This window comes from Nannocystis sp. RBIL2, assembly GCF_026626745.1.
Lineage (GTDB): Bacteria > Myxococcota_A > Polyangia > Nannocystales > Nannocystaceae > Nannocystis.
Genome location: NZ_JAPNJW010000001.1, coordinates 4412161 through 4439081 on the forward strand (window position 1 = coordinate 4412161; position 26921 = coordinate 4439081).

Annotated in this window: 22 protein-coding genes and 1 tRNA gene; 10 read left to right on the top strand and 13 right to left on the bottom strand. The window is 71.2% G+C overall.

What is annotated here, in order from left to right; all coding sequences use genetic code 11:
* Positions 1–47: 47 nt before the first annotated feature.
* Positions 48–1814 (bottom strand): VCBS repeat-containing protein, encoded by a 1767-nt coding sequence (locus OV090_RS17315; protein WP_267704801.1) that lies wholly within the window; start codon positions 1812–1814, stop codon positions 48–50.
* Positions 1815–2085: 271 nt separating this feature from the next.
* On the opposite strand from OV090_RS17315, the gene OV090_RS17320 reads away from it, so the two are divergent.
* Positions 2086–2238 (top strand): hypothetical protein, encoded by a 153-nt coding sequence (locus OV090_RS17320; protein ID WP_267704802.1) that lies wholly within the window; start codon positions 2086–2088, stop codon positions 2236–2238.
* Positions 2239–2288: 50 nt separating this feature from the next.
* Here the strand turns inward: OV090_RS17320 and OV090_RS17325 are convergent, their stop codons facing one another.
* The 6 genes from OV090_RS17325 to OV090_RS17350 form a co-directional block, all read right to left on the bottom strand.
* Positions 2289–2687: a RidA family protein gene (locus tag OV090_RS17325; protein ID WP_267704803.1), complete on the bottom strand. Its 399-nt coding sequence runs from the start codon at positions 2685–2687 to the stop codon at positions 2289–2291.
* Complete coding sequence (locus tag OV090_RS17330; protein ID WP_267704804.1) at positions 2684–3361, bottom strand: hypothetical protein; 678 nt, start codon at positions 3359–3361, stop codon at positions 2684–2686. Before OV090_RS17330 ends, OV090_RS17325 begins: the two co-directional genes overlap by 4 nt.
* A gap of 189 nt (positions 3362–3550) precedes the next feature.
* Positions 3551–4414, bottom strand: coding sequence for a 3-hydroxyacyl-CoA dehydrogenase family protein (locus OV090_RS17335; protein WP_267704805.1), 864 nt, complete (start codon positions 4412–4414; stop codon positions 3551–3553).
* A 201-nt stretch (positions 4415–4615) separates the two neighbouring features.
* Positions 4616–4700, bottom strand: a tRNA-Leu gene (locus tag OV090_RS17340).
* Between the two features lie 49 nt (positions 4701–4749).
* Positions 4750–6201, bottom strand: coding sequence for a pyruvate kinase (pyk, locus tag OV090_RS17345; protein ID WP_267704806.1), 1452 nt, complete (start codon positions 6199–6201; stop codon positions 4750–4752).
* A gap of 211 nt (positions 6202–6412) precedes the next feature.
* Positions 6413–6826, bottom strand: a complete 414-nt coding sequence (locus tag OV090_RS17350; RefSeq protein ID WP_267704807.1) for a DUF3592 domain-containing protein — start codon at positions 6824–6826, stop codon at positions 6413–6415.
* A gap of 167 nt (positions 6827–6993) precedes the next feature.
* On the opposite strand from OV090_RS17350, the gene OV090_RS17355 reads away from it, so the two are divergent.
* The 6 genes from OV090_RS17355 to OV090_RS17380 all read left to right on the top strand — a co-directional run bounded on the left by OV090_RS17355 (position 6994) and on the right by OV090_RS17380 (position 13161).
* Positions 6994–7716: a CAP domain-containing protein gene (locus OV090_RS17355; RefSeq protein WP_267704808.1), complete on the top strand. Its 723-nt coding sequence runs from the start codon at positions 6994–6996 to the stop codon at positions 7714–7716.
* A gap of 87 nt (positions 7717–7803) precedes the next feature.
* Positions 7804–8979 (top strand): RNA methyltransferase, encoded by a 1176-nt coding sequence (locus tag OV090_RS17360; RefSeq protein ID WP_267704809.1) that lies wholly within the window; start codon positions 7804–7806, stop codon positions 8977–8979.
* Positions 8980–9009: 30 nt separating this feature from the next.
* Positions 9010–9990, top strand: coding sequence for a magnesium/cobalt transporter CorA (gene corA, locus OV090_RS17365; RefSeq protein WP_267704810.1), 981 nt, complete (start codon positions 9010–9012; stop codon positions 9988–9990).
* A 103-nt stretch (positions 9991–10093) separates the two neighbouring features.
* The gene (gene glgC / locus OV090_RS17370; protein WP_267704811.1) at positions 10094–11356 is read left to right on the top strand and encodes a glucose-1-phosphate adenylyltransferase; all 1263 of its coding nucleotides are present in this window, start codon (positions 10094–10096) and stop codon (positions 11354–11356) included.
* A gap of 9 nt (positions 11357–11365) precedes the next feature.
* Positions 11366–12814, top strand: coding sequence for a glycogen synthase GlgA (gene glgA, locus OV090_RS17375; protein WP_267704812.1), 1449 nt, complete (start codon positions 11366–11368; stop codon positions 12812–12814).
* Between the two features lie 125 nt (positions 12815–12939).
* Positions 12940–13161: a DUF3820 family protein gene (locus tag OV090_RS17380; RefSeq protein ID WP_267704813.1), complete on the top strand. Its 222-nt coding sequence runs from the start codon at positions 12940–12942 to the stop codon at positions 13159–13161.
* Positions 13162–13206: 45 nt separating this feature from the next.
* On the opposite strand, the gene OV090_RS17385 is transcribed toward OV090_RS17380, so the two are convergent.
* The 5 genes from OV090_RS17385 to OV090_RS17405 form a co-directional block, all read right to left on the bottom strand.
* Entirely contained in the window at positions 13207–13578 is a 372-nt protein-coding gene (locus tag OV090_RS17385) for a hypothetical protein (RefSeq protein ID WP_267704814.1), read from the bottom strand.
* 222 nt (positions 13579–13800) lie between these two features.
* Entirely contained in the window at positions 13801–14850 is a 1050-nt protein-coding gene (locus OV090_RS17390; protein WP_267704815.1) for a hypothetical protein, read from the bottom strand.
* Between the two features lie 37 nt (positions 14851–14887).
* Positions 14888–16960, bottom strand: coding sequence for a carbon starvation protein A (locus tag OV090_RS17395; RefSeq protein WP_267704816.1), 2073 nt, complete (start codon positions 16958–16960; stop codon positions 14888–14890).
* Between the two features lie 70 nt (positions 16961–17030).
* The gene (locus OV090_RS17400; protein WP_267704817.1) at positions 17031–17834 is read right to left on the bottom strand and encodes a PAS domain-containing protein; all 804 of its coding nucleotides are present in this window, start codon (positions 17832–17834) and stop codon (positions 17031–17033) included.
* A gap of 43 nt (positions 17835–17877) precedes the next feature.
* Positions 17878–18777 carry an aldo/keto reductase gene (locus OV090_RS17405; RefSeq protein WP_267704818.1) on the bottom strand — a complete coding sequence of 300 codons (900 nt, stop codon included), beginning with the start codon at positions 18775–18777 and terminating at the stop codon, positions 17878–17880.
* Between the two features lie 299 nt (positions 18778–19076).
* Between OV090_RS17405 and OV090_RS17410 the strand changes: the two genes are divergently transcribed.
* Positions 19077–21614, top strand: coding sequence for an IgGFc-binding protein (locus OV090_RS17410; protein WP_267704819.1), 2538 nt, complete (start codon positions 19077–19079; stop codon positions 21612–21614).
* Here OV090_RS17410 and OV090_RS17415 read toward each other — a convergent pair.
* Positions 21512–24490 (bottom strand): carboxypeptidase regulatory-like domain-containing protein, encoded by a 2979-nt coding sequence (locus OV090_RS17415; RefSeq protein WP_267704820.1) that lies wholly within the window; start codon positions 24488–24490, stop codon positions 21512–21514. The two genes, OV090_RS17410 and OV090_RS17415, sit on opposite strands and share 103 nt — an antisense overlap.
* A 556-nt stretch (positions 24491–25046) precedes the next feature.
* Between OV090_RS17415 and OV090_RS50720 the strand changes: the two genes are divergently transcribed.
* Together OV090_RS50720 and OV090_RS17425 are read left to right on the top strand one after the other, a co-directional pair.
* The gene (locus OV090_RS50720) at positions 25047–25955 is read left to right on the top strand and encodes an ABC transporter permease subunit (RefSeq protein ID WP_267704821.1); all 909 of its coding nucleotides are present in this window, start codon (positions 25047–25049) and stop codon (positions 25953–25955) included.
* Positions 25952–26875, top strand: a complete 924-nt coding sequence (locus OV090_RS17425) for an ABC transporter ATP-binding protein (RefSeq protein ID WP_267704822.1) — start codon at positions 25952–25954, stop codon at positions 26873–26875. Before OV090_RS50720 ends, OV090_RS17425 begins: the two co-directional genes overlap by 4 nt.
* Positions 26876–26921: the final 46 nt, after the last annotated feature.

The window sequence follows — 26921 nt, forward strand, 5'->3', positions numbered from 1 at the left end:
TCGCGCCCCGTCGAGCGACAGGACGCGGCCCGCGAGCGCTGGAGCGATCACTGCGGCGGGATGCAGATCTCGCCGCCCTCGATCTGCGAGTTGGTGCGGAACGTGTTGAGCGACTGCCACCACGGCTCCTCGAACTGCGGGATCTTGCCGTCCTCGCGCACGTTCGTCACGTGATAGGTGTGCTGATTCCAGATCCGCCGCGGCTGGATCCACCGGTCCTCGATGTCGCGGATCACCTGCACCGTCGGCGCAGTCTGGTTGCCGCCGAATCCCGCGTCGGAGACCACCACGATCTCGGCCGAGCCGTCGTTGTCGACGTCGGCGACCACCGGGTACTCGGCCAGAGTCCGGGCGCTGCGCGGCACGTTGAGCAACGGCTGGCCGTCGCCGTCGAACACGTACAGGTTGGTCTCGTCGGCGTACATCGCCTCGGCCACGCCGTTGCCGTCGAAGTCGAACGCAGTGCCCGCCGCCCAGCCGCTGGCATCCTGCACCGGCGCCAGCCAGTTGACCGTCAGATCGCCCTCGAACATCACGTACGAGTTCGACGCGCTGGTCGCCACCTCCGACACCTTGTCGCCGTCGAAGTCGTGCACCGTGCCGGGTCGGAACCATGACGACCCGCCGCCGGGCTTCTGGTTCTGATACTTGATCGCGCCGGTGTGCTCGAGCAGCGTCAGGCCGCTGCCGCTGTTGATCATGATCTCCGGCTCGGGATCGCCGTCGAGGTTGGCGACCTGGGCGAAGCCCCGCTCGAGGCCCAGGTTCTGGTAGTAGACCGAGCCGTCGTGGTGGTACGCGTTGGCGCCGATCACGATCTCGAGGTCGCCATCGCCGTCTAGATCTGCCGCGACCGTGGTGAAGTTCTCGGCGAACCCGTTCTCGGGCAAGGTGACAACGGTCTGACCGTTGTGGTCGATGATCAGCTTGTCCATGCTGATCTCGACGTCGCCGTCGTTGTCGAGGTCGGCCAGGGTGATCGCCCCGCCCTGGCTGTGCGAGATGCCGGTGTTGCTCTGCCACTTGACCGTGCCGTCGTGCTCGAACGCGATCGCGGCCGACGGCCCGCCGAAGCCCGGGCCGGTGGCCGCGACGATCTCGGGCAGGCCGTCGTTGTCGATGTCGCCGATCGCCGGGTTGATCGACCACGTCAACGCGACCGGGATCATGAAGTGCTGCGTGCCGGTCGCCCCGTCGAGCACGTAGATGTGCCCGTCGTTCGGGAACTGGGTCACCATCACGATCACGTCCGGCGTGTCGCACAGGTCGATCTCGCCGTCGCCGTTGTCGTCGGTCAGGTTGGCCACCAGCGGCGTCACCAGCGACTCCTTCTCCAGCCCCGGGCCGGTCCAGCTCCACTGGACGTCGGGCTCGAACGCGTCCGGCGGCGCCTCCATCGTGCAGTCGCCCACCCCGCCCATGTCGTCGTCGGTCGCCTTGCACACGTCGACCGGGGCGCCGGTGGTGCCCGTCGTCTCGGTGTCCCCGCCGACGTCGAACTTGGCCCCGGAGGTCCCGTCGCTCTCGCTGCTCGGCATCGACGTCCCGGTCGTGTCGGTCGTGTCGGTCGTGCTGGTCGTCGTCGTCGACGTCGTCGGCGCGCCGGTCTCGCTGTCGGTGCCCGTGCCCTGCTCGGTGTCGGTCCCGGTCGCGGTGTCGCTGCTGCCGGTCGTCGGCCCCGTCATCGACGCGCCCGTCATCGTCGCGCCCGTCTGGCTGGCGCCCCCCTGTGTGGCAGTCGTGCCGCCGTCGTCGCCACAGGCCGCGAGCAGAAGGAACATCGTCACCGGGAGCAAGCGAGTCGAAGTACGCATGGGCGGCGACGATACGCCGGCCCGCCGGCCACGGCCAGATGGGATTCACCTGTCCCAAGAGCCATCGTCGCAAAATCGCCCGCGCGCGCGAGCCACGGGCGCACCTGCGATTGGCGGCCTCGCGCCTCTCACGTTCGCGTCGCTCGCTGGCCACCGGCTGCGGATGCGACGGGTGTCCCCGCGACCTCGCGTTCGCGTCGCAGCTCCGCTCGCCCGCTCGCGCTCGCCCTCGCGCGCACGTTGCCAGCGAGCGCGCTCCGGCGGCACCATCATGCCGACCACCCGTGTGACCAGGATACCACTCGCCGCGCGCTTCGCCCTGTGGTGCCAGTTCCACCGCGACGTGCGCATCGTCCCCTGGGAGCTCGTCGAGGCCCTGCCCCGCGTCCGCCCCGAGCCTGCCCCAGCGGACATGCCCCGATGAACATGCCCATAAGGTCATGCCCTCGCGGACATGCCCTGAACGACAGCCTCTCACACCGGCGCGACCGCGTCGGCCTCGATCTCGATCAGCATCGCCGGGTCGATCAGCCGCCGCACCTCGACCATCGTCGTCGTCGGCCGGTGCTCGCCGAAGAACTCGGCCTGGGCGCGCCCGAACTCGGCCCAGCGCTCGATGTCGGTCACGAACATCCGCGTCCGGGCGATCCGCGTGCGATCGGTCCCGAACTGCCGCAGCGCCCGCTCGATCAGCTCGAGGCACCGCCGCGCCTGCGCGTACGCGTCGCCCGGCGCGAACGCCCGGCCGTCCTCGTCGATCGGCGCGGTGCCCGTCACGAACACCAGGTCGCCCGCTCGCAGCGCCCGGCAGTAGCCGACCTGCTGCTCCCACGGCGCCCGCGAGTAGACCCGCTCGAATTCTGTCTGGCTCACGCGGTCACGCTAACACGGCCCGCAGACGCGACGTCCTCGCCCGTGCACACGCGCCGGTGCACCGCCCGCACGAGCCCCCACAGCCGCCGCGGCGCGCCCTCGATCGCCAGCGCCCGCAGCGTCGGCCGGTGGTCGACGAGCACCACGGCGCAGGCGGCCGCCGCGACAGCGAACCACGCCACGCTGAACAGCGCCCGCCGCCACTGCGACGCCGTCTGGCCGCGGAAGAACGCCGCATGGAACTCGAGGTGGGCCTCCTCGTCCCCGCAGATCTGCCGCAGCGCCCGGCCGATCGAACAATCTTCCAGACGCTCTGCGAGCAGGCCGTAGAAGCCGATGCCGATGACCTCCGCGGCCAGCAGGACCAGCAACTTCAAGCGCAGCCCGAGCAGTCGGCGCCCCTGCACGAACAGGCGGTCGGTCCAGGCGTTGCGGCGCAGCGAGCCGCCGAGCCCGCGCACCATGGCCGCGAGGATCCGCGCGTGCCGGCCCTCCTCCTTGACGAACAGCTGCAGCGCAGCGCGGTAGTCGGCGTCGATCCCCGCCAGGCGCGAGCGCTCGATCTCTCGCACGATCCGCCCCTCGCCGCTCTCTCCGACCTGGAAGATCGCCAGCGATCGCACGAGCGGCGCGCGCCAGGCCTCCGGCACCCCCTCGACGTCGATCGCCGGCAACGGCCGGCGCGCATTGTCCTCAAAGTGTCGTCGCCACGAGCTCCACATGCGAGCGCCTCCTGCGCTCGCTCATACGCCCGCGCCCGGACCGTCCATGCCGGTCATCCCGGCGAACGGTCGCAAGCGCGGGGCGAACGGTCGCGGCGCAGCGAACGGCCACGCCGGGTCGCGCTCACCGACGCTCGCCGCTCACCACTTGTAAAAGCCTTCGCCCGACTTCTTGCCGAGCTTGCCCGCCGCGACCATCTCGCGGAGCAGCGCCGGCGGGCGGAAGTGGTCGCCCTGTTGCAGGTTCGCGGCCAGGTACTCGGCGATGTTCAGGCGCACGTCGAGGCCGACCAGGTCGGTCAGCTTGAGCGGGCCCATCGGGAAGCCGTAGCCGAGGCACATCGCCTTGTCGATGTCCTCCGCCGACGCCACCTTCTCCTCGACCATGCGGATCGCCTCGAGGCCGATCACGAGGCCGAGGCGGCTGGTCGCAAAGCCAGGCGAGTCGCGGACCACGATGCAGTCCTTGCCGAGCTTCGCGCCCCAGGCCTGCACCGCCGCCAGCACCTCGGGCGCGGTCTGCTGCCCGACCACGATCTCGAGCAGCTTCATCACGTGGACGGGGTTGAAGAAGTGCGTCCCGATCACCCGCTCCGGGTGCGGCAGCTCGGCCGCGATCGCGGTCACGCTGAGCGAGCTCGTGTTGGTCGCCAGCACCGCCGTGGCCGCCACGTGCGCCGCCACCTTCGTGAACAGCTCCTGCTTCAGCGCCAGCTTCTCCGGCACCGCCTCGACCACGATGTCGGCGCCGGTGACGGCCGCCTGCAGGTCGCTCTCGCCGCGCAGCGCCGCCAGAGTGGCCGCCCGCTGGGCCTCGGTGACCTTGCCCTTGGCCACCCCGCCGTCGAGGTTGGCGCGGACCTTCGTCAGGCCGGCCTCGACCAGGTCGGCGCGGACGTCGTAGAGGCGGGTCTCGAAGCCGGCGGCGGCGGCGACCTGGGCGATCCCGTGGCCCATGGTGCCGGCGCCGATCACGGCGACCGTGGAGATGGCGGACGCTGTCATGCCGCCGGGTTATAGCCCGAGCCCGCCGCGCGCGAGCCCGCCAAACTCGCCGCCCGGCGTGAGGCGCGAGCCCCTCGGCGCGGTCGCCCCGCGAGCGTGGGGCGCGAGCCCCGGCCGGTCCGCGGATCTGCCCTCGGGACGGCCGCTCCGGGGCCGCGGCGTCGGACCCAAAGAAAAACGCCGAGGAGAGCGTCCTCGGCGTGGTGCGAAGGGAGGGACTCGAACCCTCACAGGTTACCCCACTAGATCCTTAGTCTAGCGCGTCTACCAATTCCGCCACCTTCGCGTGGCTGTCTGGCCTCCCCCAGGGCTCGCCCAAGGGGAGGCGCTGTGTATCACATGTTTGGCGGGGGAGGCAAGCTCTCCCCGACCACGTGGAGCTTGAGGAGGTTCACGGACTTGTGATCTTTCACCGGGTAGCCGAGGGTGATCACGATGCGGTCTCCGCGCGCCAGCATTCCGCGGCTCAGGATGAGCCTGTCGATGTCGACGAAGATGCTGTTGCCGTGGGGGCTCGACACCGTGAACAGCACCGGGACCACGCCCCAGTAGACGGCGAGCGCCTGGTAGGTCGACGGGTTCGGCGTGAACGCGAAGATCGGCACGCGCGGGCGGTAGTCGCTGACGAGGCGGGCGATCCCGCCGGACACCGTGTACGTCACGATCGCCTTGGTGTCGGGCAGCGACTTGCAGCAGACCACGGCGGCGCGGGCGATCGCGTTGGTCGAGTGGCCGAGGTCGAGGTCGGACGGCTCCCGCCAGTAGCGCTCCTGGCGTTCGATCGAGCGGACGATCTTGTCCATCGTGTGCACGGCCTGCAGCGGGTACGCGCCCGAGGCTGTCTCTCCGGACAGCATCACAGCGTCGGAGCCGTCGAGCACCGCGTTGGCGACGTCGGACGCCTCGGCGCGGGTCGGCCGCGGGTTTCGGATCATCGAGTCGAGCATCTGCGTCGCGGTGATCACCAGCTTGCCGACGCGATTGGCCAGCTCGATGCCCTGCTTCTGGATCACCGGCACCTCTTCGGGCCCGATCTCCACCCCGAGGTCGCCGCGGGCGATCATGATCCCGTTCGACACCTCGAGGATCGACTTCAGGTTGGTCACCGCCTCGGGCTTCTCGATCTTGGCCACGATCGGCACCACCCGGCCGTACTCCTCCATCATCGTCCGCACCGCCAGCACGTCCTCCGGCTGGCGCACGAACGAGATCGCCACCAGGTCGACGCCGAGCTCGAGCGCGAACCGCAGGTCCTCCTTGTCCTTCTCCGTCATCGACGGCAGCGACAGGTGGACCCCCGGCAGGTTGACGCCCTTGCGCGACGTCAACAGCCCGCCGGTCACCACCGACGTCTTGATGTCCGAGCCCTCGACGCCGGTCACGCGCACCTCGAGCGCCCCGTCGTCCATCAGGATGCGGTCGCCCGGCTTCACCTCGCCGGCCAGGTGCGGGTAGTCGATCGGCACGCGGCCCGACTCGACCTTGGCCTCGGGGTCGACGCTGAGGATGAACTCGTCGTTGACCTTGAGCTCGAGGCCCGGCGCGGGGATCTTGCCGACGCGGATCTTCGGGCCCTGCAGGTCGGCGAGCACCGCCACCGCGAGGTCGCGCGCCGACGACTCGCTGCGGATCGCCTGGAACACGCGCGTGTGGTCCTCGTGCGACCCGTGCGAGAAATTGAGGCGGGCGACGTTCATGCCCGCCGAGATGAGCGCGCCGACTTGGTCCTGGCTCGAGGGACCGATCGTGCAGACGATCTTGGCGCGGCGAAGAGGCGGAAGCGACATGGCGCGCATCATGCCACGATGCCCCCGCCCCGCCATATCCCGCTTCGGTGACGCATTTGCCACGGCGCACACTTCCGCCGCGCGCCGCGCGCGTCCGCCCGCTCGCACGCCAGAGCTCGCCAGCCTCGCAATCCTCCCGCCGTGGTGCCTGTGAATGCGCCTTCACGACTTGTCCCGGAGTGCGCCGTTCTGCGACGCGCCGACAGTCCGCTCACCAGCGCGAGTAGTGCGTCCCGAGGTCGACCGGGGTGTTGACGCCGAAGGCGTTGCCGATCGCCGTGATGCACACGTGCCCCGGCTTCGCCGGATCGACGATGACCTCGCACGGGGCCCCGGCGATCAGCAGCGACTGCAGCATCTCCGGCACCACGATGTTGGCCTCGATCTGCGCCTCGCCGGTCGGCAGCGCGACCTTCAGAGTCACCGGCCGCGAGTAGATCTGCAGCGACCCCTGACGCGACGAGACCCTGCCGGCGCCGACCGCCAGGATCGTCCCCGTCGCCTTCGTCCCGCTCGCGCGCAGCTGGTCGTGCTCGGCCTCGGCGATTTTTCCCTGCGTGAGGAGGGCGATCAGCAGCCAGAGGAACAGCCCGAACCCGACGAACACCGCGACCATCTCGAACATGCGCCGAGTGTAGTCGTTCGCGGACGCGACATGCCCGCACGTCGCGCTCGGGCACGCTCGCGCGCGCAGCCGCGAGCGGGGCCGCGAGGCGTCCGACCCGGACACGCGCACCCCCACCCGGCCACGGCCCGCGCCTGGTATGTTCGCGCTCGCTTTACGGAGGCCTCATGCGCATTCACGTCTCGCTGGTCCTGCTCGCCCCGCTGTGTCTCGCCGCCTGCTCCGACGACAAGGATCCGCTCGACGGCCTCACCGCGGTGCCGAGCACCGACGGCGGCACCGACGGCACCGACGGCACCGTCGGCGTCGCTACCACCAGCGACGACGCCGGCACCGCGACGGAGGTCGGCCCCGGCGACCCCGACACCACCGCGACGGGCGACCCGCCCGACCCGACCGGCACCAGCGCCACCACCACCGGCGCCGATCCGTCGGCCGGCCCGACCAGCGATCCCTCCGCCGGGCCCACGAGCGATCCGAGCTCGACCACCACCGGCGACCCCGGCGACCCGTACGAGCAGGCCCGACAGCTCTGCGTCGACACCATCAACATGTACCGGGCCACGCTGGGCCTGCCGCCGTACCAGCGGTGGACCGACGCCGAGAGCTGCTCCGACGGCGAGGCCGCGGCCGACGGCCAGAGCGGCACCCCGCACGGCGCCTTCGGCATGTGCGGCGAGTTCGCCCAGAACGAGTGCCCCGGGTGGCCGAGCCCGGCCGAACAGTCGCTGCCTGGCTGCCTCGAGCAGATGTGGGCCGAGGGTCCGGGCGAGGACTTCCAGATGCACGGGCACTACATCAACATGTCGAGCGAGCAGTACACCATGGTCGCCTGCGGCTTCGCCGACGCCGGCGGCGGCAACATGTGGATGGTGCAGAATTTCAAGTGACGATCGGCGGCGCGGCGGGGGCAGCGACCTGCGACTTCGTCTGCGCCGCATTGTGATCGACGTCGCAGTCGCGCTAGACTGGACCTGATGCGCGAGCTGTTCGCAGTGGCCCTGCCTGGGCTGGAGCCGCTGGTCGCCGCCGAGCTCGACGGGCTCGGCCTCGGCCCCGGGCGAGTCGTGCCGGGCGGCGTCGGCTTCCGCGGCGACTGGGCCGCGCTCGTCGCGGCCAACCTGCACTTACGGACAGCCACGCGCGTGCTCGTGCGCCTGGCCGAGTTCCCGGCCGTGGGCTTCCCGGTGCTGTCGAAGCGGCTGGTCGACATCGCGTGGGAGGACCTGTTTCCGCCGCACGCCCCGGTCCGCCTGGCCGTGCGCGCCACCGCCCACAAGTCGCGCCTCTACCACACCGGCGCGATCGCCGAGCGCGTCCACCTCGCCGTCGCCGCGCGCCTCGGCAGCCACGTCGAGCTCGCGCACCCGCACGACGACGGCGAAGATGGCCCCGAGGCCAGCTCCTCGCATTCGACCGTCCTGCTGGTGGTCCGCCTCGAGCGCGACCGCTGCACCGTCAGCGTCGACAGCTCCGGCGACCCGCTGCACCGCCGCGGCTACCGGCTCGCCACCGCCAAGGCCCCCCTGCGGCCGACCCTCGCCGCCGCCCTGCTCGCTGCGGCCGGCTGGCGCCCCGGCGAGCCGCTGCTCGACCCCTTCTGCGGCTCCGGCACGATCGCCATCGAGGCCGCCCTCATGGCCCACGGCAAGCCGGCCGGGGCCCTGCGCGACTTCTCGTGCGCGCGCTGGCCCGTGCTCGCCGCCGCCTACCCGGCCCTGCGCAAGGCCGCCACGCGCCTGTCCCAAGAGCCATGTCTCTACGCGCCGATCGTCGCGTCCGACCGCGACGAGGGCGCGGTCGCGGCGGCGCGCGCCAACGCCCAGCGGGCCGGGGTCGACGGCGCCATCGCCTTCTCCGTGCGGCCGTTCGCCGCCTGCGAGCCGTTCAGCGCGCGCGGCCTGCTGCTGACCAACCCGCCCTACGGCGTGCGGGTCGGCCGCGCCCGGACCTTGCGCGACCTCTACGCGCACATCGGACACGTCCTTCGGGACAGGTTCCCCGCGTGGCGCGCCGCGCTGCTGTGTCCGCCCGACCTGCGGGTCACCGTCGGCGTCGCGCTGCAGCCGGTGCTGAGCACGCGGACCGGCGGGCTCGCGGTCGAGCTCGCGCTGGCGGAGCAGCCACGCGCCGACGTCCGCCCGCGCGGGTGAGGCCCGCGGCGCGCGTGGTACCCTCGGCCGGTGTTCACGCTGCACGCCTTCCACCCGACGCGCGGGCACTGGCACGAGACCGACCTCGGGGCCGTCCCGCGGCTGCTCGCGGAGCCCGACGTCACGATCTGGCTCGACCTCCAGGACCCGACCGACGAGGAGGCGCGCGTGCTCTCGGAGGTGTTCCACTTCCACCCGCTGGCCATCGAGGACATGCTCCACGACTACGGCCACCCCAAGCTCGACGTCTACGACGACTACGTGTTCCTCATCGTCCACGGCGTCGACTTCCACAGCCTCGACCTCGACAACAACTTCGTCGTCAACACCCTCGAGCTCGACATCTTCGCCGGCCCGCGCTACGTCGTCACCCACCACTCGGACAACACCTTGCGGTCGGTCAGCGAGCTCCACCGTGACGTGTGCGACCCGTGTCATCGCCCGTGGATCTCCGTGCGCGTGCTGCACCGCCTGCTCGATCGCCTGGTCGACAATTTCTTGCCGGTCATGGACCGGATCGGCGCCCGGCTCGACGCGCTCGAGGACCTCATCATCCACCGGCCCGAGCCGGAGCACCTCGAGCTCGTGCTCGACGCCAAGAAGACGATCAACCGCCTGCGCCGGATCACCGGTCACCAGCGACTGATCTTGGAGTCGCTCGCGCGCGGCCACATCGACCTCATCCCGCGCGACAGCATCGCCTTCTTCCGCGACATCTACGACCACTTCGTGCGCGTCGCCGACATCTCCGAGGCCAACCGCGAGGGCGTGCAGGCGGCGGTCGAGGCCTATCTGTCGGTCTCGGCCAACAAGACCAACGAAATCATGAAGGTCCTGACGCAGATCTCGACCGTCATGCTGCCCCTGACCTTCATCGCCGGCATTTACGGCATGAACTTCGACATCATGCCCGAGCTGCGGTGGACCTTCGGATACCCGTTCGCCCTGGCCTTGATGGCCCTCACCGCCGCCGGCCTCATCATCTGGTTTCGCCGGCGGCACTGGCTGTGACGAGGGCCCCGGTTGCGCTCGCTCGGGCAGCGGGCGGCCGTCCTGCCGCGATGTTGATCTCGCGGGCCGGCCGGTGGTACATGACGTAAAGGAGGGCCTGGCTATGGTCTTCGAACCGCGTCTCCGTGAACTCACCCGAACGGCGCTGACTCTCGTGTTGGCCGGGGGCCGCGGCAGCCGCCTCGCCGCCCTCACCGATCGCCGAGCCAAGCCGGCCGTCTATTTCGGCGGCAAGTTCCGCATCATCGACTTCGCGCTGTCGAACGCCATCAACTCGGGGTTCCGCAAGATCTCCGTGCTGACGCAGTACAAGTCGCACAGCCTCCTGCGTCACCTGCAGCGCGGCTGGAGCTTCCTCCGCGGCGAGATGGACGAGTTCGTCGACCTCTTGCCGGCGCAGCAGCGGCTCAACGAGGAGAACTGGTACCGCGGCACGGCCGACGCCGTGTGGCAGAACCTCGACATCTTCCAGAGCCTGCAGCCGTCGCACGTCATCGTCCTCGCCGGCGATCACATCTACAAGATGGACTACGGCAAGATGCTGTGGCAGCACGTGACCCGCGGCGCCGACGTGACGGTCGCTTGCTTCGAGGTCCCGCGCAAGGAGGCCACCGCCTTCGGGGTCATGGCCGTCGATCCTGGCGGGCGCGTGGTCAAGTTCGTCGAGAAGCCGGCCGACCCGCCGCACATCTTGGGCAACCCGGAGATGTCGCTGGCGAGCATGGGCATCTACGTGTTCAACGGCAACTTCCTGTTCGACCAGCTGCGCCGCGACGCCGAAGATCCCAACTCGAACCACGACTTCGGCAAGGACATCATCCCGTACCTCGTGCAGGGGCGGGCCAGCGTGTTCGCCCACCGCTTCCAGGAGAGCTGCGTCGTCAGCGAGTCCGGCGGCACGCCGTATTGGCGCGACGTCGGCACCGTCGACGCCTACTGGGAGGCCAACATCGACCTCACCAACATCATCCCGCCGTTCGACCTCTACGACCCGCAGTGGCGGATCTGGACCTACCAGGAGCAGCTCCCGCCGGCCAAGTTCGTCCACGACGAGGACAACCGGCGCGGCATGTGCCTCGGCAGCATGGTCTCGGGCGGCTGCATCATCTCCGGCTCGCTGGTGCGGCGCAGCCTGCTGTTCTCGAACGTCCGCTGCAACTCCTACTCGAAGCTCGAGGGCGCGGTGCTCTTGCCCGACGTGATCGTCAACCGCAGCGCGCGGCTGACCAAGGTCGTCGTCGACCGCGGCGTCGAGATCCCCGAGGGCCTGGTCGTCGGCGAGGACCCGGAAGAGGACGCGCGCCGGTTCCTCCGCACCGCCGGCGGCGTCACCCTGATCACCCGCGAGATGATCGACCGCCTGTAGAGTACCCGCATGCGCGTCCTGTTCGTCGCCTCCGAAGTCTATCCCCTGGTCAAGACGGGCGGCCTGGCCGACGTCGTCGGCGCCTTGCCGATCGCGCTCGCCGAGCTCGGCGTCGACGTCCGCGTCCTCGTGCCCGGCTACCCCAAGGTGCTCGCCGGCTTGCACGCGCGCGGCCGCGAGGTCGAGCTGCACGGCCTCGTCGGCGGCGGCCCGGCCAAGCTGATGTACGGCCGCGTCGGTCGGCTCGAGCTGCTCGTGCTCGACGCGCCGCACCTGTACAATCGGCCAGGTAACCCCTACGTCGACCAGCACGGGCGCGACTTCGGCGACAACCACCTGCGCTTCGGCGCCCTGTGCCACGCCGCGGCCTGGCTCGCCGGGCCCGAGGGCGGCGACCGCTGGCGGCCCGAGCTGATCCACGGCCACGACTGGCAGTCGGGCCTGGTCCCGGCCTACGTCGCCCTGATGCCGCCGCAGCAGCGCGTCGCCACCATCACCACCATCCACAACCTCGCCTACCAGGGCGTGTTCCGGGCCGACGCCATGGGCGCGCTGCGGCTGCCCGGCTCGATGCTCGACATCCACGGCGTCGAGTTCCACGGCCACCTCGGCTTCCTCAAGGCCGGCCTCTGGTACTGCGACAAGATCACCACCGTCAGCCCGACCTACGCCCGGCAGATCCAGACCGACACCTACGGCCACGGCCTGCACGGCCTGCTGCAGCGGCGCGACGCCGACCTCTACGGCATCCTCAACGGCATCGACACCGACGTGTGGAACCCGGCCACCGACCCGCACCTGCCGGCGCCGTACAGCGCCGACGACCTCACGGGCAAGCGGATCGGCAAGCGCGCGCTGCAGCTGGAATTGGGACTTCACCCCGATTCCGACGCGCCCTTGTTCGTGGTCGTCAGCCGGCTCGTGACCATGAAGGGCCTCGACCTGCTGCTCAGCGCCGGCCGCTCGATCCTCGAGCGCGGCGGTCAGCTCGCCGTGCTCGGCTCGGGCGAGGAGCGCCTGGTCGACGGCTTCCAGCAGGCCGCGCGCCTCAACCCCGGCCGCGTCGCCTACCGCGGCGGCTACGACGAGCCGCTCGCCCACCGCATGCAGGCGGGCGGCGACGCCATCATCATCCCCTCGCGCACCGAGCCGTGCGGCCTCACCCAGATGTACGGCCTGCGCTACGGCACCGTCCCGGTCGTGCGCCGCACCGGCGGCCTGGCCGACAGCGTCATCGACACCACCCCCGACACCCTGAGCGCCGGCCTCGCCACCGGCGTCCTCTTCAACGACATCGACGCCTCCGCGCTCGCGTGGGCCCTGGGCCGCACGATCGCCCTCTACCACAACCGCCCGGTGTGGCAGCAGATCGTCCGCCACGGCATGCAGGAAGACTTCAGCTGGCGCCGCAGCGCCGCCCGCTACCTCGACCTCTACCGCCGCGCGCTGGGCTACTGAGACCTCTTACGGCCTGTCCCTCGGGGCATGTCCGTTCGGACCTGCCCGTTCAAGCATGTCCGTCCCGTCGCCGCGGCGCGGTGAGCGCTGCTGCACGCACGGCGCTCCTGCGCTACCCTGCGCGCGTGGCGGAACTCCAGCTCGACCCCGAGGCGCTGCAGGCCCTCATCGACGCGCGCATGCCGTTCGGCAAGTACCAGGGCGTCGCGCTGCTCGACCTGCCCGAGCCGTACCTGGTGTGGTTCTCGCGCCAGGGCTTCCCGCCGGGCAAGCTCGGCCGGCAGCTCGCGCTGACGCTCGAGATCAAGACCAACGGCCTCGAGAAGCTGCTGCGTCCGCTGCGCTGAAGGACATGTCCTTCGGACCACGTCTCTTGACACCGATCGGCCCGCTCAACCTGCGGCGTCCGGGAGGCTGTCGAGCCAGGCCAGCGCCTCGGCCTCGGCGGAGAACGAGCGGAAGTCGCGGGCCCCGCCGGCGAACCGGATCATCACGTTGATCGCCGCGCGCACGATCCCGTTCGTCACCACCGCGGCGATCCCGAGGTACTTGCCCTGCGTCGTCGGGAAGTACCTGCGCGCCTCGGGCTCGTACTCGATCCCCTTCTCCGTCAGCAGCAGCACCCGCCACATGTGATTCGGCCCCCCGGGCTCGACGCGGGCGCCGAACGCCTCTGCGTCGGCCAGCGCGACGAGGCCGCTGGAGCGGATGATCAGCAGCGGCGCGCCCCTGGGAGTCCGGGCCTCTTCGAAGCGGAGCGGCATGCAGGAGTTTTTAAAACTTAGGGACCGCGCCGCGAGGGTGTCAACGGTCGCCGATCGCCCGGGTCCTCGCGCGCATACCCGACCGCGTCCGCGCCGCGCGGCGCCCGCGGAGCGCCACCACCGCGATCACATGTTTTAAAGGACATGCTTTAAAAGTCATGTCCAAACAGACCTGTCATCACTCGACGCGGTTCTCTGAGACCGAGCTCGCGGGCGGCGCTCTCACTCGTCGGCGCGATCGGCCAGCGCCACGAGCGTGCTCAACACGTCCGCAGGGAGCCCCGGAGGCGCCGCGGCGGGGACCGACGCCCCGACCAGGCGCGGCAGCGCGGTGAAGTCTCCGCGCAGCGTCCGCGGGACCTGACCGATCAGGGCCGCGAGCCGCTCCTCGCGGGTCATCCGGATCGCCGCGAACATGCGGCCCGATCGCTCGACGTGGCTGCGCAGGCCGCCCTCGTCGAGCTCGAGCGTCCACCCCGGCCACAGCGCAGCGCACCCCGGCCCCGGGTGCGCCCACGGCGGATCGGCCTGCCACCAGTGGACGCTGCGTCGCGCCTCGTCGACGAAGAGCGTCTCGCGGACGTCGCGTTCGAGCCCCGGCCGCAGCATCCCGGGCCGTGGTCCGCCGAGCTGCGCGAGCGCGGCGAGCCGCGGGCCGAGGCGAAGCAAGCTGCCGAGCGCCCCGGAGAAGCAGCGCTGGTCGTACAGCGTGCCGTCGGCCGCGCGCACCGTGACCCACGCCTCAAGGCCTCGCTCGGCGAAGGCGCGCACCGCCTCGACGCCCTCGGCGGCGATCCACGCCGCCTGGTCGTCGGCCACGCACGCGAAGTCGGCCTGGTGTTCGAGCCACGCGGCAGTGAACAGGTCGTCGCCGGCGTCGACGAGGGTCGCGTCTGCGCGCGCCTGCTCGAGCTCCGGCGGTGTCCGCCCGAGCGCCGCCGCGAACTCCTGGAGCGGCAGCGCGGCCTGACGCAGGCGCCACTGCGGCCACCGCGTCGTCAACAGCCGCACAAAATCGCCGCGCAGCGGCCCGGACCCGAACAGGTCGCCTGCCCAGTAGAGCAGCGCGCGGCGGTCGAAGTCGACGAACACTGCGCCGCACAGGCAGATGTCCATGTCCGGCGCGCGCTTCGGATCGAGGCTGCCGACGTACTCGTCGATGTGCTCCGACCCGCGCAGCAGCGTGTGGGCGATCTGCGGCGCCGACCAGCGACCGGCATAGAAGCTGTCGCGCCCGGCCCGGCGGATCGCGTACATGGCGTCGCTGCTCATGCGGTCGAGCTTGCCACGCCTTTACGCGCGCCGACGCTCATGCGGCCGCGCGCGCGCGCAGGAGCTCGCGCCACTTGCGGGCGCTCATCACCACGATCGCCAGCACGCACGTCAGCAGCGTCGCCGTCACCACCGTATTGACCACCCCCATCGTCGCGGTCGCCGGGTCGCGGGTCATCGGCACGTAGACCTCGACCAGCGAGCGGAAGCCGGCCGTCAGCGTCGTCGTGCCGACGAACAGCAGCGGTCCGAGCGTCACCCACGCGTAGGCCGGGCGGCGGCCCTCCTTGAGCACGATCGTCGTCCCGACCGCCAGCGCCACCGAGGCCAGCAGCTGATTGGCGATGCCGAACATCGGCCAGATCGTGGCGATCGATCCGGTGAGGATGAAGTAACTCCACCCGGCCACGATCACCAGCGACGACAGCACCGCCCCCGGCAGCCACGACGGGTCGCCGAGCTTGCGGTGGAATCTTCCCAAGAACTCCTGCAGCAGGAATCGGCCCACCCGCGTCCCTGTGTCGATCGTCGTCAGGATGAACAACGCCTCGAACATGATGGCGAAGTGGTACCAATAGTCGAGCAGCGTGCGCATGCCGGGCAGGCCGGAGAACACCCGCGCCATCCCGACCGCCAGCGACACCGCCCCGCCCGTGCGCGCCGCGATCACCTCGTCGGTCGCCTCGGCCAAGGTCGGCAGGTCCTCGACCTTGACGCCGAGGCGCTTGAAGTCGGCGACGCTGAGCTCCGACGCGTGGACCGAGCCCGGGTCTGCGTGGAAGCCCAATGCTGCGAGTGACCCATTGGACAGGCGCAGCACCTCCGACAGCTTGAGCGTCTTTTCGGCGGCGGCAGTCGCCGACTGGCCCTCCGTCAGGCCGAGCCGTCGCCGATCCTCCGCAGTCATCACCGGGTCGAGCGCCGCCAGGGCCGCCTGCGACGGCGCCAACCCGCCCTTCGCGTCGGCCACCACCGCGATCTTCGGGTCGGTGTTGATGGCGAAGTAATCGGCGGGCGGCAGCGCGGTGGCGGCCAGCAGCGCCGTGATGCCGACCAGCCCTTCCATCAGCATCGCCCCGTAGCCGATCGGGCGGATGTCGGACTCCTTGTCGATCATCTTCGGCGTGGTGCCCGAGGCGATCAGCGCGTGGAAGCCCGAGATCGCCCCGCAGGCGATGGTGATGAACACGAACGGGAACAGCGAGCCGCGGACCACCGCCGGGAACACCTCGCCGTCGACCGCGATCGTCCCGGCCCCGACCGCGTTGACGAGCGGCATCTCGATCACCGGGTTGACCAGCACGATCCCCAGCACCAGGAGCGCGATCGTCCCGATCTTCATGTACGACGACAGATAATCGCGCGGGCACAGCAGCATCCACACCGGCAGCACGCTGGCGACGAACCCGTAGGCCGCGATCAGCAGGGTGATCGTCGTCTCCGACAATTGCAGCATCTGGCCCAGGCTCGAGTCCTGGACCTGCTTGCCGAACACCACGCACACCAACAACAGCAGCACCCCGACGGCGGTCGCCTCGCGCACCCCCTGCGAGCTGCCGCCGCGCACCTTGTAGATGAAAAGGCCCATCGCCAGCGCGATGGGGATCGACGCGCCGATGGTGAACACGCCCCACGCGCTCTCGGCCAATGCGCCGACGACCACGCGGCCGAGGCCCGCGAGGGCGATGACGACGATGAACAGGATCGCCACGCCCGCGACCGCACCGACGCCGGGGCCGAGCTCGTCGCGGGCGATCTCCGCCAGCGAGCGGCCGCCGCGGCGCACCGACGCAGTCAGCATCACCAGATCGTGGACCGCCCCGCCGAGGACCACCCCGATCAAGATCCACGAGTACCCGGGCAAAAAGCCGAACTGGGCCGCCAGCACCGGGCCCACCAGCGGACCCGCGCCGGTGATGGCCGCGAAGTGGTGGCCGAACAGCACCCAGCGCGACGTCGGGTGGTAGTTCTGGCCGTCGTTGCGCTCGTGCGCCGGCGTGCGACGGGCGTCGTCGAGCACCAGCACCCTGGCCGCCAGGAACGCCGAGTAGTAGCGGTAGGCGATCGCCAGCACCGCCAGAGCCAGGATCATGAACCACAGGGCGTGCATGGACGGACGGGCAGGCTACCACGCCCGCGGTTTGTCGGCGCCAGCGGGCTCGGGCGCCCGGCTGGCGCGCTCAGGCGCGGCGCCCCGGCGCCGACGCGAGGGCGTGGGCCACCCCCGCCTTGAGGTCGCCTAGCACTGTGACCTGGCCGAAGTCGACGCCGAGCCGCACGATCGCCTGCGCCACGGTCGGCCCGACGCCGGTCACCACCGCCGCCGCACCGAGCAGGCGGACGCCCGCGGCCGCCCTGGCGAGCGCCTCGATCGCCACAGTGTCCATGCGGCGCACGCCGGTGACATCGAGGATCGCAGTGTGGGCGCGGTGCTGCGTCACCCCGGACAGCAGCGTGTCGGTCATCTGCGTCGCCCGCTGGGCGTCGAGCTTGCCGATCAGCGGCATCACCAGCACGCCCTCGGCCACCGGCAGGAGCGGCGTCGCCATCTCGAGCGTCGCCTCGAGCTGGGCCTGCGCCTCGGCGTCCTCGGCCAGCTTCTTGGCGGTCACGTCCTCGAACCACCCGATCACGCCGACGATCGCCCCGCTCGCGTCGCGCAGCGGGATGCGGTGGCGGTCGACCCAGATCGTGCCGCCTTTCTCGTCGGGGAAGGCCAGGCGCACATACAGCCGCTGCTCGCCCGACTCGATCACGTCGACGTCGTCCGCGCGGTACTCCGCGGCGTTGTCTCGCCACCACAGGTCCGTGTCCGCCAGCCCCACCAGGTCCTGCGGCGAGGCCAGGCCGCAGAGCTTCGCCATCGCCCGATTGCCGCCCAGGTACCGCGAGTCGCGGTCCTTCCAGAACATCGCCCACGGCATCGAGTCGGCCACCGCCTGGAACAGCGCCAGTCGCCCTGCGAGATCGGGACCTTCAGTCATGCGCGGCGACCGTATCACGCCGCAAAACGCCGTAAAGGGGTCCTCAGACGGCGCGCGCTGCCGACGGAGACGCCTGCGCCACCGGGAACGCATGCTCCAGCGCGGCGAGGTCGTCGCTCGACAGGGTCAGCGCCCCAGCCGCCGCGCTGTCGATGGCGCTGGTGATCTTGCTCGCCCCCGGGATCGGGATGATCACCGGCGAACGGGCCAGGAGCCACGCGAGGGCGATCTGGAACGGGGACACCCCGTGGTCGGCGGCGACGCGGCGGAGCGTCGGATCGTCCGCGACGCGGTGCTTGCCGCGCGAGCCGTTGACGGGGCTGTAGGCGAGGTAGGCGATCTTCTCCGCCTCGCACAAGGAGATCACCCCATTGCTGAAGTCGCGGCGGTCGAACACGCCGCAGCGATTCTGCACACTGACGATCGGCGCCACCTGCTGGGCGCGGCGGATCTGCGCCGCTGTCACATTGGACAGACCGATGTGCATGATCTTGCCGGCGCGGCGCAGCTCGGCGAGCGCGCCGACGCTGTCTTCGAGCTGCACCACGTCGTCGACCGCGTGGAGCTGGTAGAGCGTGATCGCGGGGACCTTCAGCGCCTTGAGGCTGGCCTCGCAGGCCGCCTTGAGTCGACGGGGGTGAGCATCGGTGACCCATGCGCCGCCGGGTCGGGTGAGCCCGCCCTTGGTCGCGACGACCACCGACTCGGGCGCGGGCCACTGCTCGAGCGCCGCCTCGATCAGCTTCTCGTTGTGCCCGATCTCCGCCTGGTCGAGGCAGTACACGTCGGCGGTGTCGATCAGCGTCACGCCGGCGCGCAGCGACGCGTGCACCACCTTGATCGCCTCCGACTTCGCCGGCCTGCCTTCCAGCGAGAGCGGCATGCCGCCGAGGCCGATGCAGGACACTTGGAGACCGGTGGAGCCGAGCGGTCGAAGGTTCATCGTGGTGGTCCTCGCGGTGCGAACCGACCACTTAGCACAGAACCTAGAACATCGGACACGGGCACTTCTGCCCGCATCCGTGGCCACTGCGCGTTCTCGCACGACGCCGCGCTGCCGCGTGTCCACCGCCGGTGAAACCCGTGAAGCCAACTTCATCTCACCGGGGGTTTCGCGGTCGTCGATCGAAGGACGAGCGCGTGTTGCAGTCGCGTCATCCGGACGGCGCGCGACCGTGCGCCGTGTGTCGCATCGCCGCGACGCCGCCCCCGATCGCGCGTCCTCGTGGTATGGCGGACGTCATGGTCTGGACAGCTCGCAGCTTGCTTACTCTTGGTGTCGCCCTCCCACTCGCCGCGTGCAGCGACGACGGCGGGCGCCTCGACTCGGCCTCGGCCACCCTGCCGACCACCAACTCGACGGTGAACCCGTCGACCACCGTGTCGACCGACACGCCCACGGGCACCGGCACCTCGACCGACGGCGGCACTGCCAGCGACAGCGACGGCACCAGCACCACCGACGGCGTCGACTCGATCACCACCCTGCCGACCTCGACGACCTCGACCACCGTCGGCCCGACCACCGACGGTCCGGACACCACCACCACCAGCGAAGGTCCCTGTCCCGAAGACCAGATCGAGTGCGACGGCACCACCGCCAAGGTGTGCGACGGCATGGGCGGCTTCAAGTCAGAGACCCCGTGCGCGATGGCCTGCGCCGAGCCGCTCGGCTGCGTCACCTGCGTGCCCGGCTCGACCCAGTGCGTCGGTCAGGTCTCGCAGGTGTGCAAGCAGGACGGCAGCGGCTGGGAGGACCAGAACGACTGCGATCCGGTGCAGGGCCTCGCGTGCGACCCGGGCACCGGCCAGTGCCTGGGCGCGTGCGCCGACCTCGGCCTGTCGTACATCGGCTGCGACTACTACCCCACCGTGCTGCAGCAGCTCGACGGCTTCCAGGCCAACCCGTACGCGGTCGCCGTCGCCAACACCAGCGCGAGCCCGGCCAACGTCACGGTCACGCGCGGCGGCAACCCGGTGGCCATGGCCACCGTCCCCGCCAACAGCGTCCAGGTGATGGAGCTGCCGTGGGTCGCCGAGCTGTACTCCGGCACCGGCCCCTCCGTCCTCGTGACCGACGGCGCCTACCGCCTGCGCTCGACCCAGCCGGTCACCGTCTACCAGTTCAACCCGCTCAACGCCGACGTCACCAACGACGCCTCGCTGCTGCTGCCGGTCAACACCTGGACCGGCAACTACCTGGTCGCCTCGTGGCCGTTCTGGAACGGCTTCGGCTACGCCGGCTTCTACGCCGTCACCGCGCGCCACGACAACACCACGGTCACCCTCAAGGCGCCCAAGGGCGGCACCCCGACCCAGGCCGGCGGCGGCGTCGACGGCCAGGGCAACGGCGTCGTCGTGCTCAACGAGGGCGACGTCATTCAGGTCCTCTCGGCCACCAACGGCGACGAGACCGGCGCCATCGTCACCGCCGACAAGCCCGTGCAGGTGTTCGGCGGCCACGAGTGCACCCAGGTCCCGATCGGCGTCACCGCCTGCGATCACCTCGAGGAGTCGATGTTCCCGATCGAGGCCCTGGCCAAGGAGTACATCGTCGTCCCGCCGTCGCAGGACAACGGCAACGCCGAGAAGGCCGTGATCGTCCGCATCGTCGCCTCCGAGGCCAACACCACCCTCACCTTCGATCCCGACCAGCCGGTGGGCAAGGTCCTCGCCAACGCCGGCGACTTCGTCGAGATCCCGACCACGGTCGCCAAGTTCGTCGTCACCGCCGACAAGAAGATCCTCGTCGCCGAGTACATGGTCGGCCAGGACGCCGGCTACGGCACCTCCGATCCGGCCATGCTCCTCGCGGTGCCGACGGCCCAGTTCCGCTCGAACTACCTGATGTACGCCCAGCCCGGCTGGAGCGCCAACTTCGTCGACATCCTCGCGCCGACCGGCGCCACCGTCCAGGTCGACGGCGCCGCCGTCGGCAACTTCTCCGCCATCGGCGCCACCGGCTTCAGCCTCGCCCACGTCCCGCTCAACAACGGCACCGCGGCAGCCACAGCGTCAGCGCCGATCAGAAGGTCGGCATCAGCGTCTACGGCGTGCTCAACTACGGCAGCTACTGGTACCCGGGCGGCCTCGACCTCGACGTCATCCCGCAGTGATCCGACCATGTCCCTCGGGACATGTTTCTTACGACATGTCCTTCGGGTCTCACACGCCGCGCCGCTCGAGCGCGCTGAACAGGTCGTCCGTGAACTGCACCTCGTCGGTGGTCGCGTGCAGGTCGCGGCCGAGCGTCAGCGCGGCCACGGAGATCAGCATCGCCACCACCTTCGAGCGCACCAGGTACTCGACGTGGTCGAACGCGTCGTTGTGCTGCTTGCCCCACCGCTTGAGCTCGTCGCGGGCGGAGGGCGAGTAGCCGGCCATCTCGGCCCACTCGTGGAACACGGTCAGACGGCCGAGGCTCATCTCGCGCTCGGCCCGGCCCGTGTAGAATTGCAGGGCCCCGAGCGTCGCCTGGCCCTTGAGCCTGGTGATGAGGAACCGCTCCGCCGGACGCCACAGCAGCACCTCGGTGCCGTCCACCTGATAGACGTCCGCGTCTGCGTCGTTCCAGGCGAAGGCCACCTCCGCAGGTGTGCCCGAAACCCCTGGCGGTGGGAAGTGCGCAAACGCCGGGCGGACATTATCGCCCGCCGCGTGTCGCCGCGGCGGCGCGTTCACGGAGGCGCCGCGGTGGTCAGCTCCACAGTCGCCCCGCGGGCCAAGCCGAGGCGCAGCGTCGTGCCGACCGGCACGCGCGTCAGCTGCTCGTACAGGTAGCGCCGCTCGCCGGTCACGTCCTCGCCGTCGACGCTGACGATCACGTCGCCGCCGCGCAGCCCGGCCGCCGCCGCCGGCGAACCAGGCCGTACCAGCGCGACCTCGAACTTGCGCTGCGTGGGGTCGGCCGCCGGCGCGCCGAGCTTGATCGCGTAGCCGAGGTCTCCGCTCGCGTCGCCCGGCTTGAGCCGCTGCTTGGCGACCCGGATCGGCGGCAGCTCGACCTCGGGCCCGCCGGTGATGGTGGTCGTCAGCACCGTCTGGCTGTACTCCACCGCGGCGCCGCGCGGCGCCGCCACCAGCAGCGTCACCAGGCCGACCGGCGCCCCTTCGACCTCGAAGCGGCCCTGGGCGTCGGTGCGCGGCACGTCGCGGTCGTCGACCACGAAGCCGGCGCCCTGGTTGACCCGCACCGCCGCGCCGACCACCGGCGCGCCCTCGAGATCGACCACAGTGCCGCGCAGCTTGACCTTCGCCGCCAGCTCGACCCGCACCCCGGCCCGCTCCTCACCTGACCCGAGAGACACCTCGGTGTCCTGCGTGCCCTCGGGGGCGCTGACCGACAGCTTGTAGTCGCCGGCCGGCAGCTCGGCGAAGCTCCACGCCCCACCTGTCCGAAAGAACCGGTCGGTGCGCTGGTAGCCGGTCTTCGCGTCGCTCAGCGTCGCCGAGAACTCCTGCGGCGACCCGCCGCCCTTCACCGCGACCGTCCCCGCCAGCCGTCCGGTCGGCGCGATCGTCAGCGTCACCTCGGCGCCGAGCGCCACGTGCTCGACGGTCGTCTCGCCGCCGCCGCGGCGGAACGCGCGGACCGTGTACTTGCCGGGGAACAACTCCTCGACCGCGAAGCGGCCCTCGGCGTCGGTCAGGTGCGGCCGGTCGGTCAGGGCGAAGAACCGGGACAGCGCTCCGCCGGGCCCCCGCGCGCTCTCCGACTCGCGCGTCGCCTCGACGAACGCGTCGCTCACCACCGCGCCGCCCTCGTCGCGCACCACCCCGACGATCTTCCCGTTGCCGGTCTCGACCACCAGCTCGACGGTCGCCACCGCGTCGGCCTCGACCGTCACTTTCGCCCCCTGCACGTCGTCGTCGCCGGTCCCGGGCGCGCGCAGCTTGACCCCGCCGCGCGTGGCCGACACCCGGTACTCGCCGGCCGCCGCTTCGGGCACGTGGAACGACCCGTCGTCGCCCGTCATCGCCGACGTGCGCCGCCCCGGCCCCTGCAGCGACACCTGCGCCCGCCCGACCGGGTTGCCGTGGACGTCGCGGACCTTGCCGCGGACCTGCCCCGACGCCGGCAGCTCGACGCGGATGTCCTCGAGGTCCTGTCCTTCGGGCAAGATCACTTCGATCGGCTTGTCCGGGGTCGGCCGATTGGCGCCCTTCGAGAACGCGCGCACCTCGTACTTGCCGGGCTGAAGCCCCGCCAGCGCGAAGCGGCCTTGCCCGTCCGAGTCGACGAACGCCGGCCCGGACGCGCGCGGCGGCGCCTGCCCGGCGTCGGCCTTGATCCGCGCCATCACGCTGATCCCCGCCGCCGGCTCGCCCTTCGCCGTCGTCACGGTGCCGCGGATCGCCTGACCCGGCGCGACGTCCCACCGCAGGCCCTCGATCGGCTGGTCCGCGACCGTCACCGGCGCGTACTTCTCGGCCGACACGAACCCCTCGCAGCGCACCGTCACGTCGTAGCTGCCCGGCAGGAGGCCCGGGACGCGCACCCGCCCGTCGGCCTCGATCTCCGCCCCGAATTCGCGCTCGTTCCCGCCATGAAGACTCACCTGGCCCTTCGGACAGGACGCTCCGCCCGGCGTCACCACCACGGAGCCGGCGATCGTCGTCGCCGGGTGGGCCTCGATCACGATCGCCTCCGACGTCTCGCCGAGCCCGAGCACCACCTGCTCCGCCGCCATGCCGAACGCGTCGTCGGCGGTCACGCTCGGCTTGTACGCGCCGGGCGAGAGCTGGGCGATGCGGAAGTTACCGCCGGCGTCGGTGATCGACAGGCCGCCGCCGCCGCCGAAGAACGTATCGCCGCGCTCCGCAGTGACCTTCGCGCCCTCCACCGGCGAGCCGTCACCCGCGCGCACCACCTTGCCGACCAGCACCGACTCCGGCGTCAGGTACAGCTCGAACCGGTGCCCCGGCGCGGCCCCGCGGTCGCTGCCCGGCGCGTAGCCGTCGGCGCGCGCGAACACCTGCGGCTGCCCCGGCGCCAGCCACAGCGAGAACGTCCCCTCCGCGGCCGACGTGGTGAACGCCATGCCCGAGCCCGCGAACACCCCGCCCGCGCTGACGATCGCGCCCTCGACCGCCCCGCCGCTCAAATCCTTGACGACCCCGTGGATCTCCACGCCCCCGCCGCGCAGCGTGATGTCGATGCCGAGCGCCTCGCCCCCGGCCACGAGGTCGACCATGTCGAGGTTGGTCGGCTGATCGCCACGCGTGTAGAAGGCCGGCACGTGCCCCGGCGCCGACGCGCTCACCGAGTGCCGCACCGCCCACAGCCCTTCGATCCGGTAGTGCCCGTCGCGCTCGCTGGCGGCGCACGGCGGCGTGAAGGTGTCGCGCGCGTCGAGCAGCCCGGACGCCGCGATCGCGCACACCTGCGCCCCCGCGATCGGCTGGCCCTTGTCGTCGCGCACGGTCCCGGCGATCGCAGCCTTCGCCAGCTTGCGCGGGTCGACCTGCACCGCCGGCGCGGGCGGCCCGGCGACCACCGGCTGGACCGCCGGGGCTTCCTTCGCGCCCTCGGCCCGCGCCTTTTCTTCCTGTCCCTTCAGACATGTCGCCCAGGCCACCCCGGCGACCCCCAGGCCGATCGGCAGAAACCACAAGATCCGCGACCGACCCTCGCGTCCGCCGTTCCGCTGCGTCATGCGCTCCTGTCTAGGCCCTCGGGCCGGCGACCGTCAAGGCAGCCAGGCGGCCGCCCCGGCCGCAGCGTGGCCGGGGTCGTGGCCCGGAGGACCTTCGTCGCGCCGATCGGGTCACCACCCGGCGACGAGCCAGCGCTCGCCGGCGACGCTCTGGCCCATCGTCGCTTCACCGGCCGCTCCGCCGCGGCCTTGGACCTGCCTCCAAGGACAGGTCGAGAGTCGGCGGGGTTCTCGACCACGCCTCGCCCGGGCCTCGCCGGCCGTCAGTGCGCGCGGACGACCGCCGCGACCCGGGACGAGGGGTGGTCGAGATCCCGCACCGACCAATCCTTCATCTCGCCTGGCTGGCCGCGGCCGCGTCGGGGAGGACCAGGGTGGACAGGGCGGCGAGCGAACCGCCGACGAGCAGGACACCGAGCAAATAGAGGGCACCGGGACCGCGAGGACGATAGCGAGGGCGCGTCATGCTTCGGGTCAACGACGCGCCTCGCCCCGCGGTCTGCCGGCGCTGTCACTCTTCTCGCGTCCCGCGACCTCGGATAAGCTCGGCGTCGGCGTGGCCACCTCATCCACTTTCTTGCGCGACGCGTGGCTGATCGCCGGCTTCGATCTCCGCGAATCGATCCGGACCCGCCGCGCCCTCGTCCTCGCGCTCCTCTATCTGCTCGTCGCCTCGATCACGAGCTACATCTACGTCGAGGTCGTCCGCTTCGCCCAGGAGGCGACCTCGGAGGTCATCGCCGGCATGAGCGACGCCGGAGACAAGATCGCCGCGGCCTCCGCCGCCGGGGCCGCGGAGGCCGCCGGCTACAGCGGCCTCCTCTACGTGATCGCGGGCGGCGACCAGGCGATCGCAAACCACTTGGCGACTTACCCGCCGATGGTGCTCGTGTTCGCGTGGTTCTCGCTCGGCGCCTTGCCGTGGCTGATCGCGCTCACCAGCTACGACCTCGTCGCCGGCGACCTCCACCTGCGCACCGTCCGGTTCGTCGCCCTGCGGACCAGCCGCGGCGCGTTCGTCCTCGGCAAGCTGCTGTCGCAGGTGCTGCTGGTCGCGCTGATCGCCGGCCTCGGCATGCTGCCCGTGCTCCTGATCGGCGGCGTCTACCTGCCGCGCTTCGACGTCGTCGACACCGTGCTCGCCTTGCTGCGCGCCTGGCCGATCCTGGCCCTGTTCGCCTTCGCGGTGCTCGGCCCGGTCGCCTGCGCCTCGCAGCTGGTGCGCGGACCCGGAGCCGCGCGCGCCCTGGCGACCTTCTTCCTGTTCGTGCTGTGGATCCTCGGGATCTGGGCCGCGTTCGCCCCGGGCCTGTCGGCGCTGCGCTGGCTGACCCCGTTCGCCTACAAGACGTATTTCTTCCACCCTGACCTTTTGTACAGGTTGATGAACGCGGCCGGCTGCGCCGCCCTGTGCGCCGGTTACACCTGGCTCGGCTTCCAGGTCTTCCGTCGGAGGGACCTGTGAACGCCCCCGCGCTCGCGCTCGCCGCCGTCCACAAGCGCTTCGGCGCCGTGCACGCCCTCCGCGGCGTCGATCTCCGCGTCCCTCGCGGCTCGATCTTCGCCCTCATCGGCCCCAACGGCGCCGGCAAGACCACCCTCTTCTCGGTCGTATGCGGCTTCCTCCGCGCCGACCAGGGCAGCATCGACGTGCTCGGCGGCCCGCCGGACGTCATGCGCTTCAAGGGCCGGCTGGCGGCCCTGCCGCAGGACGCGGTGCTCGGGCGCGAGCTGACCGTGCGCGAGCATTTAACCTTTTTAGCCCGCCTTCAGGGCATGTCCCCAGAGACAGCTCGTCGCGAGGCCGAGCGCGTGCTGGCGATCGTCGACCTCGGCGAGCTGGCCGGGCGGCGCGCCGGCACCCTGTCGCACGGGCAGGTCAAGCGGGTCGGGGTCGCGCAGGCCTTCCTCGGCGACCCCGAGCTGATCCTCCTCGACGAGCCGACCGCGGGGCTCGACCCGCGTCACGCCCACGACCTGCGCGAGGCGCTCCGCGGCCACCGCGGCCAGCGCACGATCGTGATCTCGTCGCACAACCTGCAGGAGCTCGAGGCGATCTGCGACGAGGCGGCCTTCATCGAGAAGGGCCAGACGCTCGAGGCGGGGGCGGTGTCGGCCCTCACTGCGCAGGACGCCGAGGTGTTCGTGGTGCTCGCGCCGGGCCCGGAGCCGATCGATCAGCTGCGCGCGCACCTCGGCGACGTCGCGGTCGAGTGGGACACGCAGCGCCGGGTGCTCCGCGTGTCCTTTCAGCCAGGTCCGAACCGGGCCGCCGAGGACGTCATCGCCGCAGTGCTGCGCGAGCTGCTGGCCCAGGGCGCGCGCATCTCCGGCGTCGGCAAGGGGCGCTCGCTCGAGCAGCGCTACCTCGAAGCCACGCGCTGAGCTGTGACGCCATCCACGGTCCTCGGCGCCGAGACGGCGCTAAGGA